Consider the following 13,714-nt stretch of genomic DNA (forward strand, 5'->3'; position numbering starts at 1 on the left):
TGCCGTGTCCACGCTTCGCTATCCGGGGGGATCATGACCGAAGCGCGTCAAGAATTGCCGGAAACGCTGTCTCCCGACGAACTTGATACCTTTGCGGCCCGCATGGCGGGCGAGAACCGTCTGGATGAAGGCAATGATCTCGTCCGCAAGATGGCGCTCGCCTCGGACTATCATGCCATCGCCAGCCGCTGGACACCTCAACTCCGGGCGCATGGCCGGCCCGATCTCGAAATGAAGTGGCACAAGGAAGCTGTCGCACGCGGTATCGATGCGTATGCGATCGTCCGCGCGACCGAAGCGGCCTGGCTTTCGGAAGGCACGTCGGAAGCGACCCGGATTTCCGACGTCTTCGTCGGACGGCTCGACGATCTGCCCTTCCGGCACAATGGCGACCTCTTCCACCGCCGCCAGATTCTCCTGATGCTCAACGATTACAAGCGCCTGTTCCGTTACGAAGATCTGGGTGGTGCGCCGGAGAATGATCGCCGGCCTGTCCATCCCGGCGTTCTGGCCGGTCTCTACGAAGCGATCTGGCACGCCCAGCGCGTCGGGAATTCCGTGACGGCGCATCTGCGCATCGAACTCTACGCCGTGCTGGCTCCGGATCAGGGCGAAACGGTCGAGCACCTCGTGAAGACGATCGTCGAGCCCAACGGGGATCATGCCTTGGCCGGGGCGCTGCGGACGGGCTCCGGATGACGCCATTTTTCCGGGTGCGCCCGGCGATGTATTCCTCTAGGGAGTGCGGAAATCACCTCCCGCCACCGATGGACATGATGCGATGACCGCCTCCAACCGCCCGAAGCAGACCGACACCTTCCTGAAAAGCGAAGGTGATGCCTGGTTTTCGCGGAATGCGACGGTGCTCAAGGAAGACCGGGACGACATCGTCCTGCGCGTTCTTTCGCATCTGAAGGCCACGCCGAAGCGGGTGCTGGAGATCGGGGCCGCCAATGGCTATCGCCTCGCGGCCATCGAACGCCTGCACGGATCGGCCTGCGCCGGGGTGGAACCTTCGGCCAAGGCCGTCGAGGAAGGCAAGGCGGCCTATCCCTCGATCGATCTCAAGGTCGGGTCCGCCGACAGCCTGCCGTTCGACGACAATGCGTTCGACATGGTGATCATCGGATTCTGCATGTATCTGGTCGATCCGGAGTTGCACTTCCGCGCCGTAGCCGAAGCCGACCGTGTGCTGACCGAGGGCGGCCTCCTGGTGATCTTCGATTTCCAGACGCCGGCGCCATACTACAACGACTACGCCCATCTGCCGGGCCTGCGCGCCCACAAGATGGACTTTTCAAGCCTGTTCACCGCCCACCCCAGCTACAGCCTCGTCCACCGCGAACTGAACCAGGCGGGCGGCGACACGTTCATGGATCTCGACCGCCGGGAAGGGGTTGATGTCTTGACGAAGAATATGGGCCGTGCCTTCCCTCCCAATCCCTACAAGAGCTGACGTCCCGCCCGCTCAACACTCGCCGGATGACCCCAGATGGATGACTCCCGCCCCTCCAATTCCCGCCGCTACACGGCGTCGGTCGATTTCCTGAAGCGCGCCGAAGCGGTCATTCCGCTCGGGTCGCAGACCTTCTCCAAGAGCCGGACGCAATTTCCGGTCGGTGCCGCGCCGCTCTTCGTGCAGCGCGCGGAAGGCCCGTATTTCTGGGATCTCGACGGCAATCGCTATCTCGACTTCGCCTGCTCGCTCGGCGCGATCACGCTCGGGCACGGCGATCCCGAGATCAAGGCCGCCGTCGTCCGCCAGATGGACGAGGGCGTGCTGTTCTCGCTGCCGAACCCGATCGAGACGCGCGTCGCGGAGATGATCGTCGAGCGCATCCCGTGCGCGGAAAAGGTCCGTTTCGGCAAGAACGGTTCGGACGCGACCGCCGGTGCGGTGCGCCTGGCGCGCGCCTATACCGGCCGCGAACGCGTGGCGCTGTGCGGCTATCACGGCTGGCAGGACTGGTATATCGGCACCACGGCGCGCAATCGCGGGGTGCCGGAATCAACCCGGACTCTATCGCACACCTTCCCCTACAACGATCTCGAGGCGCTCGACCGTCTGCTGGCGAGCCACAAGGATGAGTTCGCCTGCGTGATCATGGAGCCGGTGGCCTTCACCGAGCCGACGCAGGGCTATCTGCAGGGCGTGAAGGACATCGCGCACAAGCATGGCGCGCTCCTGATCTTCGACGAGGTGGTGACCGGCCTGCGCTATGCGCCGGGCTCGGCCCAGGAACTTTACGGCGTCACGCCGGACCTGTGCAGCCTCGGCAAGGGTCTCGCCAACGGCTTCCCGCTCTCGGCGATCGCCGGGCGCGCCGACGTGATGAAGCTGATGGAGGAGATCTTCTTCTCCTTCACCATGGGCGGCGAGGCGATCTCTCTGGCCGCGACCGAGGCTGTTCTCATCAAGTCCAAGCGCGAAAAGACGCTCGACCACATTGCCGCGACCGGCACCTATCTGATCGAGCGCTTCCGGGCGATGGTCGAGAAGCACAATCTCGGCGACGTGCTGTCGATTTCCGGCCATCCGAGCTGGACGCTGATCGGCATGAAGGACCAGCCGGGCGCTGACGCCTTCGCACTCAAGACGCTCTACATCCAGGAAACCTGCCGCCGGGGCCTGTTCAGCTTTGGCGTCCACTTCCTCTCCTACGCCTTCAAGAAGGAGCATGTGGACGAGGCGATGGCGATCTATGACGAGGTCTTCCCGATCATGCGCCGCGCGATCGACTCCGGCGATTTCAAATCCTTCCTCGAGTGCGAGCCGCTCGTTCCGCTGTTCAAGGTCCGCTAGACGGGCGAGGGTTCGGGTATGGCTTTCGGCAACATTCTGATCACCAGCGCCAGTGCCAAGGCGATTCTGGTCCAGAATTTCCGAGCCGTGATGGAGGAGTTCGGCGGGAAGGTCTTTACCGCCGATTCAGAGCCGGCCTGCGCGGCCGGCTTCTTCGCCGATCAGGCCTTCCAGGTGCCGAAACTGCGCGATGCCGGCGCGCTCGACCACATGCTCGCCCTCGTGCGAGACAACGGGGTCAAACTCATCGTGCCCACGCGCGATGGCGAACTGCCCTTCTTCGCCGCGAACAAGGTCTATTTCGAAGCCGAGGGCGCGCGCGTCCTGGTGCCGAGCGAAACCCAGCTGGAAACAGTCCAGGACAAGGCGAAATTTGCCGACGCGATCGAGGCCGCCGGGATCCCAGCCGTCCCGCGAATCCGCCCGCCCTTTGGCGATGACGCCTATCCGATCTTCGTGCGCCCGATCACCGGCGCGGGCGGGATCGGCGCGCGGGCGATCAAGTCGGCGGAGGATTTCGAGGCGATCGAAGACAGGGATTCCCTGCTCTTCCATCCCTTCATTCACTCGCGGGAGTACACGATTGACCTTCTGATGGCGGTCGACGAACCGAAGGCGCTGCAGGCGATCGCGCGGGAGCGGAAAGTCGTCGTGGCAGGCGAAAGCAAGGTCTCGAAAGTTGTCGACCGGCCGCGTCTCGTCGAACTGACGCTGAAACTCGGTGAAACCCTGGGCCTGGTCGGACACAACACGGTCCAGGCCTTCGACGACGAGGTGAACGGCACGCATTTCATCGAGGTCAATCCGCGCTTTGGCGGGGCGTCCAACCTGTCGATCCAGGCCGGACTCGACAGTCCGCGCCGGATTCTCCAGATGCTGACCGGCCATGCTGAAGCCGCCTACGCGCCGCGCCCGGTCCGGATCGGCGCGACGATGTACCGGTATCAGCAGGACGTCATCGTCGACGAAGCCCCGGATCACTGATGGCCGCGATCAGCGCCTTCCTCGTCGATCTCGACGATACGCTGGCCGCCGAGCACGACTACGTCCTGTCCGGCTATCGTGCCGTATCTGCCCACCTGGCCTCCGGGACGGGTGAGGATGCGGACGCGATCCTCGCAAGGCTGCGCTACGAGTTTTTGAAATTCGGACGGATTGGTGCGTTCGACCGCCTCTACAGGCATTTCGGCTGGACGCCGGGCGAGCGCGCGCCCGACATAAAGGCGCTGGTGACGGTCTACCGCGAGCACCGGCCCTCGCTCGCCTTCTATGACAGGGCCGAAGCCGCCCTCGCGCAATTGCGCGCCCACGCGCCCGTGGCGATCGTCACCGACGGCGCGGAGGCGATGCAGGCGCGCAAGGCCATGGCCCTGGGGCTCTACGAGAAGACCGACGCCGTGATCCTGTGCGACTCGCTCGGCATGGCGAAGCCGGACCCGGCGGGGTATCACGCCGCACTCGAGGCACTCGGCGCGGATGCATCGGCGGCGCTGGTGATCGGCGACGACCCCTTCCACGACCTTGAAGCCGCGCGCCGGCTGGGAGCTCGGGCCATCCGCGTACGGACAGGCCGCCTTGCAAGCCTGGGCACGCCAGCGCCCTGGGCGGGGGTTGAGGAATATCCGAGCTTCGCCGACGCTGTTCAGTGGTTCTTCCATTGACGGTGCGGGTCCGAATTCTCGCCGGGGCCGGGCCTGATACCGGGCTGGGCCATGTCACGCGCTGTCACGCTCTGGCCGAAGCGCTGCGCGCGCAAGGCGCCGACGTCACGCTCGAGACCGCCGAACCGGACTGGGTCAGGGATGCGATCGGACTGAAGACCGAGCCGTTCGGGACCCGGCCCGTCGATCTGATCGTGCTCGACCGATACGGCACGAGCGCGCAGGAGCGCGCCGACCTGAAAGCGCAATGCCGCAAGCTGGCTGTGATCGACGATCACTTCTCGCCGCCCAGCGAGGCGGACATCGTGATCAATCACAATCTCTATGGCGACCCGGACCGGTATGACGTCTTTCCGGGGATCACCGTGCTTGCCGGGACCGATTACACGCTGCTTCGCCCGGGCTTCGAGACGTTGCGGGGCCGGCCGTCCCCGGTCGAAGCCCGTATCGTTGTCGCGCTCGGTGGCGGAGCCTATGCCGCCAAGGGCATCGCCATCGCCAACATGCTGCGCACGACCTTTCAGACCGGGGTCGACCTGGTCCTGAACGCCTCCATGGCGAAGGAGGCGAGCGGCGTGAATGCGGGCGTCCGGATCGTCTCGGGCAATGACGCGCTCGACGCGATGGCTGGCGCCACCGTCTATGTCGGCGGTCTGGGCGTGGCGATGATCGAGGCGCGCACGCTGGGCCTCTTCGTGATCGGCATTCCGACCGCGGCCAACCAGGACTTCGCGGTGGAGTGGGCCAACGCAAACGGCTTCCCGGTTCTTGGCGGCATTCCCGAAAGCGACGAGGATTTCCGCGCGCTGGCCGATGCGGTCCGCAAAGGCCTGGGCCAGGGCCGCGAATTGCCCGCCAAGCCGGACGGGACGGGCGCTGCGACCACGGCCTCCGCCCTTCTGTCCGAACTTTCCTGACCGCCGCCTTGAGCGCCGGAGTGCGCTTCGATAAAGAGGCGCGAACACATCCCAAGGGAGTCTCCTCCATGAGCGCCGACGTTATCGAGATTGCAGGCCGGAAAATCGGCCCGGACCATCCGCCTTACGTGATTGCGGAAATGTCCGGCAATCACAATGGCGATCTGGAACGCGCCAAGATGCTGATCCGGCTGGCCGCCGAAGCCGGTGCCGACGCGGTGAAACTGCAGACCTATACGGCCGACACGATCACGATCGACTCCGACCGCGACGAATTCATCGTGAAGGACGGGATGTGGAAGGGCCGCCGCCTCTACGAGCTTTACCAGGAAGCGCACACGCCGTGGGAATGGCATGCCGAGCTGTTCGCGCACGCGAAGGAACACGGCATCACCATTTTCTCCTCGCCCTTCGACGAGACGGCGGTGGACCTGCTCGAGGACCTCGGCGCCCCGGCCTACAAGATCGCCTCTGCGGAGATCACCCACTTCCCGCTGATGGACAAGGTCGCCAAGACCGGCAAGCCGGTCATCGTGTCGACCGGCATGGCCGAGGACGCGGAGATCCGCGAGGCGGTCGATTTCCTGAAGAAGGCCGGCGCGAAGGACCTGATCGTCCTGCACTGCATCTCGGCCTATCCGACGCCGATCAGCGAGCTCAATCTGCGCCGCATTCCCTACATCGCGAAGACGTTCGACGTGCAGGTCGGACTGTCGGACCACTCGATGGGCGTGCTGGGCGGCGTCGCAGGCGTCGTGGCCGGCGCGACGGTGCTGGAAAAGCACTTCACCGACAGCCGCGAGAAAGGCGGCGTCGACAGCGGGTTCTCGCTCGACGAACACGAGCTGAAAGAGCTGTGCAAGACGGTCAAGGAAGCCCATGAGGGCCTTGGCAACGAGAAGAACGAGCTGGCCAAGTCCGAAGCCGGGACCCGGCAGTTCCGCCGCTCGATCTATTTCGTGAAGCCGGTCGCCAAGGGCGAGACCATCACCGAAGAACATATCAAGGTGATCCGTCCGGCCTCGGGCCTCGAGCCGCGGCATTACTGGACGGTTCTGGGATCGAAAGCGGCCACGGACATTCCGGCGAAAGTGCCCGCCGAATGGTCGATGATCGAGCGGAGCTGACACAGATGAGCGCCGATGCGTCCGGCCTGAAACGGCTGGCCCTGATCCCCGCACGCGGCGGATCGAAGCGGATTCCGCGCAAGAACATCATCGATTTCCATGGCAAGCCGATGCTCGGCTACTCGGTCGACGCGGCGCTTGAAAGCGGCCTCTTTGACCGTGTCCATGTGTCCTCGGACGACGACGAGGTCCGCGCCATCGCGGAACGTCTTGGAGCCGATGCCGACCCGAAGCGCCCGGCCGAACTGGCCGACGACCACACCGGCATTCTGCCGGTCGCGCGCTGGGCGGTTCAGGAATTCGCCAGGCAGGGCCAGCATTTCGACGATGTCTTCATCCTGTTTGCCTGCGCGCCCTTCATCGAAGCCGAAGAACTGAAACAGGCCTATGAGGTTTACCTGGCCAATGACCGCAAGCGGAATCTGCTGACGGTCTGCCGGGCGCCAACCCATGTCGAGCAATACTATCGCCTGAACGACAAGGGACAGCTGAACCCGCTTCAGAAGGGCGGGAATTTCATCCGCAGCCAGGATCTCGACTACGCCTATTTCGAGACTGGCACATTCACCATCTTCTCGGCGGAATGGCTGACGACCCACCCGACGCTGATGGACGACATGAATTATGTCGGCTTCGAGCTTCCGGAGTGGAAATCCGTCGATATCGATTCTCCCAAGGACCTCGACTATGCTCGGCGGCTCTTCAGCCTGCACCAGTCGATGGCGAAAGAGTCGGAATGACGGCACGCGCCGCGCGTAAACAGGACAGCACGGAAGCGGTGGGACTGATCTGGCGCGAAGACCAGGTCGCACCACTCAAGGCGGCCGGGGTGACCCAGCTGGCCGCGATGTGCGGCAAGTCCCACGATGCGGCGCTGAAAAGCGGGCTTCCCCTTGCCGGACCGCCCTTCTGGAGCCTGCTCGACGAGGCGGACCACGCCGCGATCGATGCCGCCGGCGAGGCCATGGCCGAACGCTGGGCCGAGGCGACAGCCGGTGTCCGCTTTGCCGGCGCACCGGCCGGAGTGATTGACGCGCCAGCAATCTGGGCGATCGGACGAGAGCTGGCCTATGGTGAGCGGTTGCTGCCCCGCCTGCTCGGTGCCCTCCACGGCACGAGGATCCGCGCGATCGGCCCGGCGATGGATGCGCCCGGCCTGAGGTTCGATATCGGAACGGCGCTGGCTCTCGAAGCCTGTGGTGTTGCCGGACAGGTGGACCTGCTGCCGCCCCTGCCCTCCAGGTCGCCGAACGAACCGGCATCCCTGCCATCAGCGTGGCAGACGCCCGAAGGGGAATGGACCGCGTTTCTGGCGACGGGCGTCGGCTTTCTGGCCGACCGGCTGCGCGAGGCGGCGGCGAGTTCAAAATCCCTCTACGTCTTCCTCGACCCCGTCGAGTCGGGGCAAATCGAGACGATCCGGAACTGGGCGGCCACCCAGCCGCATGTCCGAATCGTTCCGCTCTATGGCCGGAATTTCCAGGACGATCTGTCGAAGGGCCGCGACGCGGCCGCCTGGCTTCGGTCCACGGTCGACAGCCATCTGGTCGGAGCCGACCCGCTGAAACGCCTGGGGCCCATGCTGATCGACCGGTCATGGCCGCGGCACGCCGCGCTGGCGGCCCGGTTCGAGCGCGTCTTTGCCCGGCCGCCCGCTGCCGCCTATTGCAGCGACTACCGTTCGGCGGAAAGCGCGATCTTCGCAGCGCTTGCCGCTGACAGCGGAGCGGCTCTGACGATATTGCCGCATTCAGGATGGCCATTGCCGGAATGGCTGGAAGTACGGCCCGACAGTGCCAATCGCCAATCCTTCTACATGACAAGCAGCGGGGCCGAAGTCGGAACGAAGCGCGACGCTTCGCTGAAGGCCGACATTCCCGCGGGCCGCGTCGCTCCGCCGGAAAGCCTGCGCCCCGGCCTGCCGCGCCGCCTGATCCGCCTAGCCCGGCGGATGGTGCGCCTCGCCCGGCCGAAGCCGAAAGTGGTGATCGGCGTGGTGCCGTCGCTCGGCGAGCGGCATGTCTCGTCCGACATTCCCTATGCGATCTTCCGCAGCCGGATCGAAGCCCTCATCAATCCGCCGCCCGACCTGATCGACCGCGTCGAGGTTCACTTCCGCTGGCGCTGGGATGAAGGCGGACGCAGCATGACCGAGCAGGCGGGTGACGGCGTGCGGGTCCGGCTGGAAACGCAATCTGACCGGGCGCTCAGTCATTTCATCCGGGATTGCGACCTGATGATCGAAGTCGGTCTTCCGACCAGCTGCCACCAGGAAGCCTTTGCGCAGGCCTGCGCCTTCTTCCGACTGGGTGAACCGAGCGCGCTGCGTCCGCGGTTTGCCCATTCCGGACAGACCGTTCCGCAATTGTCCGAGCCCGACCCATGGCCAGGTCTCGCGCCGTATGTCCGGCGCCCGCTGAAGCGTGCATGGCTCGGCCTGAAGCAATTCTGGAATCTCGAGCGCGAAACTGCACCGGGCCGCGTCCGCAGCGGAAAGCGTTGACCAGCGCTTGAATTCGCGAATGAATTGGCCGAAGAGAGGCGCCGGCCCCGGGGCCGGAAACCGGTCAGCGATCCATGAACGCCTCTTCCACGCCATCCAGAAGTGTTGCCCTTCAACGCCGTAACCTGCAGGGCCGCGGTGTTTCCAGGGCAATCAGCGACCTCATCGACGGGTTCGCCGCCTGGCAGATATGGGCCAATCTCGGCTGGAATGACATCCGGACGCGCTACCGCCGGTCGATGATCGGCCCGTTCTGGATCACGATCTCCATGGCGGTCACGGTACTGGCGCTGGGCTTTCTCTATGCGCGCCTGTTCCGGATCGATATCGAAGCCTTCCTGCCGATGCTCGCGCTCGGCTTCATTCTCTGGGGCTTCTTTGCGCCAACGCTGAACGAGTGCTGCACGATCTTCGTGGCGAACCAGAACTTCATCAAGCAGGCGACGATTCCGCTGACGGTCTACATCAACCAGGCGATCTTCCGTCAGCTGATCACCTTCGCGCACAACTTCATCATCTATTTCGGAATGGTTTTCTTCCTGAACATTCCGATCGGATGGGTCACACTCTGGGCAATACCCGCCTTCATACTTGTGACGATCACCATCTTCGGCGCCGGCCTGTTTCTCGCCGTGGTGTGCGCGCGATTCCGGGACATCCCGAACATCGTCCAGAACATCCTTCAGATCGGCTTCTATCTCAGCCCGATCCTCTGGAGCGCCGAACTTCTTCCCGAACGCGCCTTCTTCCTGACGTGGAACCCGTTCTACTATCTGATCTACGTCATCCGCATGCCGCTGCTCGGTGAAGCGCCAACGCCGGAGATCTGGCTTGGCACCGGCGTGATCACGCTCGTCTGCCTGACGCTTGGCCTTGTCAGCTTCCTCCTGATGCGCCGCCGCATCGCATACTGGGTCTGATCATGTCCGAACCCATCCAGGCCAGCCTGACCGACGTCGACGTCGAATTCCAGATCTACGACACGCCGCAACGGTCCCTGAAGAACAACCTCATCGCGGCCGCGACCGGCGGCACGCTGGCGCGCGACTCCCGCGACCGCATCGTGGTGAAGGCGCTCGACAATGTCTCGATGACGCTGGAGCACGGCGACCGGATCGCCCTGATCGGACACAACGGGGCCGGCAAGACCACGCTTCTGCGTGTGCTGGCCGGCATCTACGAGCCGACCCGCGGCGATGTCTCGCTATCGGGCTCGGTAGCCGCCGTCTTCAATGTCGGCCTCGGCATCGACCTCGAGGCCACGGGCCGCGAGAACATCTTCCTGCGCAGCCTGTTCCTTGGGATCGGCCGCAAGGATGCTCAGTCGCTTTCCGACGAGATTCTCGAATTTGCCGAACTCGGCAATTTCGCGGACATGCCGGTGCGCACCTATTCGACCGGGATGCTGGCGCGGCTTCAGTTCGCGATCACGACGGCGGTTCAGCCCGACATCCTCTTGATCGACGAAGGCATCGGCGCCGGCGACGCCGCCTTTTTCGCCAAGGCACAGCAGCGCATGGATGAACTCATGGCGCGCTCGGGCATTCTGGTACTGGCATCGCACTCGGAAGGCCTGGTACGGAGCATGTGCAACAAGGCCATGCTGTTGAACCACGGAAAGGTCGTTTTCCAGGGCGATATCGACGACACATACTCGGCCTATGCCGATCTCATCGCGCTCTAGGCCACGCGCGATCGCCCATTCGGGGGATTGGATGGCCCGGCTATTGCTTGGTAATGTCATAAATGCAGCGTAAGCTGAAAGAATGTCTGAAACGGGGGGCGCGCGAAATCGCGCCAGGGACATGATGAGTGGGGATAAGTTGTTCGGTACCGATGGTATCCGGGGCGAAGTGAATATCGCTCCGATGACTGCGGATATTGCCCTTCGTCTGGGGCAGGCCATCGGCGTCACCTTCAATCGTGGCGGGACGCATCCGTCGGTCGTGATCGGCAAGGATACGCGTCTCTCCGGCTACATGTTCGAGAACGCCCTGACCGCGGGTCTGACCTCGGTAGGCGTCGATGCACGCCTCGTCGGGCCGATCCCGACGCCGGCGATCGGCGTCCTGACGCGTTCGATGCGCGCCGAGGCAGGCGTGATGATCACCGCCTCGCACAATGGCTATCAGGACAATGGCATCAAGGTCTTCGGCCCGGACGGGTTCAAGATCGGTGATGCCGAGCAGGAGGCGCTCGAAGCCTTCATCCGCAACCCGGAAGACATTCCGCTTCGCAACATGGTTGGCCGCGTGCGCCGCTATCACGACGCGATCGGGCGATATGTCGAGGTCGTAAAATCGTCGGTGCCGCGCGACTTGTCGCTGACCGGGATGACGATCGTGGTCGACAGTGCGAACGGAGCTGGTTACCGCGTCGCGCCGCAAACGCTGTGGGAGCTGGGCGCGGAGGTCCACTCCATCGGCGCCGAGCCGAACGGGATCAATATCAATCGGGGATGCGGCTCGACAGACCTCAGTGCACTGACGGCTGCCGTTCTGGAGCGCAAGGCCGATATCGGTGTCGCCCTCGATGGCGATGCGGACCGGGTCATCATGGTCGACGAGAAAGGCGAGGCGATCGACGGCGACCAGATCCTCGGCAGCATCGCGGCAAGCTGGAAGCGTCTCGAAACGCTGCGCGGCGGCGGTGTTGTGGCGACGATCATGTCGAATTTCGGCCTCGAACGCTTCCTGCGCGACGAAGGCCTGATGCTGCACCGGACCCCGGTCGGCGACCGGCATGTGATCGCCCAGATGCGCGCCAAGGGCTTCAATGTCGGCGGCGAACAGTCCGGTCACGTCATTCTGAGCGACTATTCGACGACGGGCGACGGCCTGATCGCGGCGATCCAGATCCTCTCCGCCTTCCGCAAGGCCGACCGGCCCGCGAGCGAAGCGCTGCGGATTTTCCAGCCGGTACCGCAGATCCTGCGCAATGTCCGGTTCACCAGCGGCAATCCGATGGATGATCCGGACGTGCAGAAGTCGATCTCCGACGCCGAGCTGAAGCTGTCGAATCTTGGCCGTGTCGTTGTCCGGAAGTCTGGCACCGAGCCGCTGATCCGGGTCATGACGGAAGCCGACGATCCCGATCTTGCGGCATCGGTCGCCGCATCGGTCGTACACGCGGTCGAGACGTCGGTGGAACGCGGCCTCGCGGCCGCGCAGTAATCCGAACCGTCAGAGCGTCTGGTCGAACGCCCCGATCGAGGGGTGGGCAGAGAGGCGCGCCTGGATATCGGCAAAGATCGCCTTCATGTCCTCGGGCGACGCCATGCTTTCCACCACGATGACGAGGTTCGGCGTATTGGACGACGCTCGGACCAGGCCCCAGGACCCGTCTTCGAGGATGAATCGGACGCCGTTCACGGTGATCAGCTCGGCGATCTTCCGGCCGGCGACGGTCTCGCCCGCTTCCATGGCCTTGGTGTAGGTCGCAACGATCGAATCGACGACGCCGTACTTCTCCTCGTCGGAGCATTTCGGCGACATGGTCGGCGAGGTGTAGCTGACCGGCAGGTCTCGGCGCAGATCGGCCATCGACTTCGACGGAGTGGCGTCCAGCATCTGCAGGACAGAGCGTGCAGCGACGATGCCGTCGTCGTAGCCGCGGCCGATCGGAGGCTGCATGAAGAAGTGGCCCGACTTCTCGAAGCCGGCGAGCGCACCCACCTCCTTCGACTTGCGCTTGATGTAGGAGTGCCCGGTCTTCCAGTAGAGCGTCTTCGCCGAATTTTTCTTCAGCACCGGATCGGTCAGGAAGAGGCCGGTCGATTTCACGTCGACCACAAAGGTCGCTTCCGGGAAACGGCCCGAAAGATCGCGCGCGAGCATCAGGCCGATCTTGTCGGCGAAGATTTCCTCGCCTTCATTGTCGACCACGCCGCAGCGGTCGCCATCACCGTCGAAGGCCAGGCCGATATCGGCGCCATGTTCCAGAACCGCATCGCGCAGGACATGAAGCATCTTCATGTCTTCCGGGTTCGGATTGTAGCGCGGGAAGGTGTGATCGAGCTCGCAGTCGAGGGCGATGACCTCGGCCCCCATCGCTTCGAGCGCCTTTGGCGCGAACGCCCCGGCCGTACCATTGCCGCAGGCGGCGACCACTTTCAGTTTCCGGTTCAGTCTGAACCCGTCGGACAGGTCGGCGAGATAGCGTTCCGCAACACCTTCGACCCGAACGTAGCTGCCGCCCTCGCGCGTGACGCCCTCACCGTTCAGGACGATTTCCTTCAATCGGCTCATTTCGTCCGGGCCGAAGGTCAGCGGCGGCTCGACCCCCATCTTCACGCCGGTCCAGCCATTGGAATTGTGGCTGGCGGTGACCATGGCGACGCAGGGAATGTCCAGATCGAACTGGGCGAAATAGGCGGTCGGCGACAGGCCGAGACCGATATCGTTGACCTCGATCCCCGCCGACATGAGGCCGAGTTCGAGGGCCTGCTTCACGCCGAGCGAATAGGCCCGGAAATCGTTGCAGGTGACGATGCGGGGCTCGATACCCAGCTCATGGATCAGCGTGCCGAGACCGAGGCCAAGCGCCTGGACGCCGTAGAGGTTCAGCTCCGGCTCGCGCGTATCGGCCGGATTCCCGAACCACCAGCGCGCATCGTACTCGCGAAAGCCGGTCGGCTTGATCACGGGACGGGTCTCGAATTCCCAACTGTTGGGCCGGGCGGAGGCGAGCGGCTTCATGTCTCA

13 protein-coding genes are annotated in these 13,714 nt (G+C 64.2%); 12 read left to right on the plus strand and 1 reads right to left on the minus strand.

Annotated features, from left to right (window positions below; all coding sequences use genetic code 11):
* Nucleotides 1-33 precede the first annotated feature (33 nt).
* From L5876_RS08845 to glmM, 12 genes are all read left to right on the plus strand, one after another.
* A complete protein-coding gene (locus L5876_RS08845) occupies nucleotides 34-699 on the plus strand; it encodes a hypothetical protein (RefSeq protein ID WP_236955893.1) in 666 nt (221 codons plus the stop codon).
* An 82-nt stretch (nucleotides 700-781) separates the two neighbouring features.
* Nucleotides 782-1,456 (plus strand): class I SAM-dependent methyltransferase, encoded by a 675-nt coding sequence (locus tag L5876_RS08850; protein ID WP_236955895.1) that lies wholly within the window; start codon nucleotides 782-784, stop codon nucleotides 1,454-1,456.
* A 36-nt stretch (nucleotides 1,457-1,492) separates the two neighbouring features.
* Complete coding sequence (locus L5876_RS08855; protein WP_236955896.1) at nucleotides 1,493-2,803, plus strand: aminotransferase class III-fold pyridoxal phosphate-dependent enzyme; 1,311 nt, start codon at nucleotides 1,493-1,495, stop codon at nucleotides 2,801-2,803.
* 18 nt (nucleotides 2,804-2,821) lie between these two features.
* The gene (locus tag L5876_RS08860; protein ID WP_236955897.1) at nucleotides 2,822-3,787 is read left to right on the plus strand and encodes an ATP-grasp domain-containing protein; all 966 of its coding nucleotides are present in this window, start codon (nucleotides 2,822-2,824) and stop codon (nucleotides 3,785-3,787) included.
* Nucleotides 3,787-4,464 carry an HAD family hydrolase gene (locus L5876_RS08865; protein WP_236955898.1) on the plus strand — a complete coding sequence of 226 codons (678 nt, stop codon included), beginning with the start codon at nucleotides 3,787-3,789 and terminating at the stop codon, nucleotides 4,462-4,464. Before L5876_RS08860 ends, L5876_RS08865 begins: the two co-directional genes overlap by 1 nt.
* A complete protein-coding gene (locus L5876_RS08870) occupies nucleotides 4,461-5,381 on the plus strand; it encodes a hypothetical protein (protein ID WP_236955899.1) in 921 nt (306 codons plus the stop codon). The genes L5876_RS08865 and L5876_RS08870 overlap by 4 nt, the downstream gene beginning before the upstream one ends.
* Before the next feature lie 68 nt (nucleotides 5,382-5,449).
* On the plus strand, nucleotides 5,450-6,508 hold the full coding sequence (pseI, locus tag L5876_RS08875) for a pseudaminic acid synthase (RefSeq protein ID WP_236955900.1): 1,059 nt from the start codon (nucleotides 5,450-5,452) through the stop codon (nucleotides 6,506-6,508).
* Between the two features lie 5 nt (nucleotides 6,509-6,513).
* The gene (locus tag L5876_RS08880) at nucleotides 6,514-7,248 is read left to right on the plus strand and encodes a cytidylyltransferase domain-containing protein (RefSeq protein ID WP_236955901.1); all 735 of its coding nucleotides are present in this window, start codon (nucleotides 6,514-6,516) and stop codon (nucleotides 7,246-7,248) included.
* Nucleotides 7,245-9,011, plus strand: coding sequence for a hypothetical protein (locus L5876_RS08885; RefSeq protein WP_236955902.1), 1,767 nt, complete (start codon nucleotides 7,245-7,247; stop codon nucleotides 9,009-9,011). The genes L5876_RS08880 and L5876_RS08885 overlap by 4 nt, the downstream gene beginning before the upstream one ends.
* 74 nt (nucleotides 9,012-9,085) lie before the next feature.
* Entirely contained in the window at nucleotides 9,086-9,931 is an 846-nt protein-coding gene (locus L5876_RS08890; RefSeq protein WP_236955903.1) for an ABC transporter permease, read from the plus strand.
* A gap of 2 nt (nucleotides 9,932-9,933) precedes the next feature.
* Nucleotides 9,934-10,695 (plus strand): ABC transporter ATP-binding protein, encoded by a 762-nt coding sequence (locus L5876_RS08895; protein WP_236955904.1) that lies wholly within the window; start codon nucleotides 9,934-9,936, stop codon nucleotides 10,693-10,695.
* 124 nt (nucleotides 10,696-10,819) lie between these two features.
* Nucleotides 10,820-12,184, plus strand: coding sequence for a phosphoglucosamine mutase (gene glmM, locus L5876_RS08900; RefSeq protein ID WP_369281025.1), 1,365 nt, complete (start codon nucleotides 10,820-10,822; stop codon nucleotides 12,182-12,184).
* 9 nt (nucleotides 12,185-12,193) lie between these two features.
* On the opposite strand, the gene L5876_RS08905 is transcribed toward glmM, so the two are convergent.
* A complete protein-coding gene (locus L5876_RS08905; RefSeq protein WP_236955906.1) occupies nucleotides 12,194-13,708 on the minus strand; it encodes a phosphomannomutase/phosphoglucomutase in 1,515 nt (504 codons plus the stop codon).
* Nucleotides 13,709-13,714 lie beyond the last annotated feature (6 nt).

This window comes from Hyphobacterium sp. SN044, assembly GCF_021864465.1.
Taxonomy (GTDB): Bacteria; Pseudomonadota; Alphaproteobacteria; order Caulobacterales; family Maricaulaceae; genus Hyphobacterium.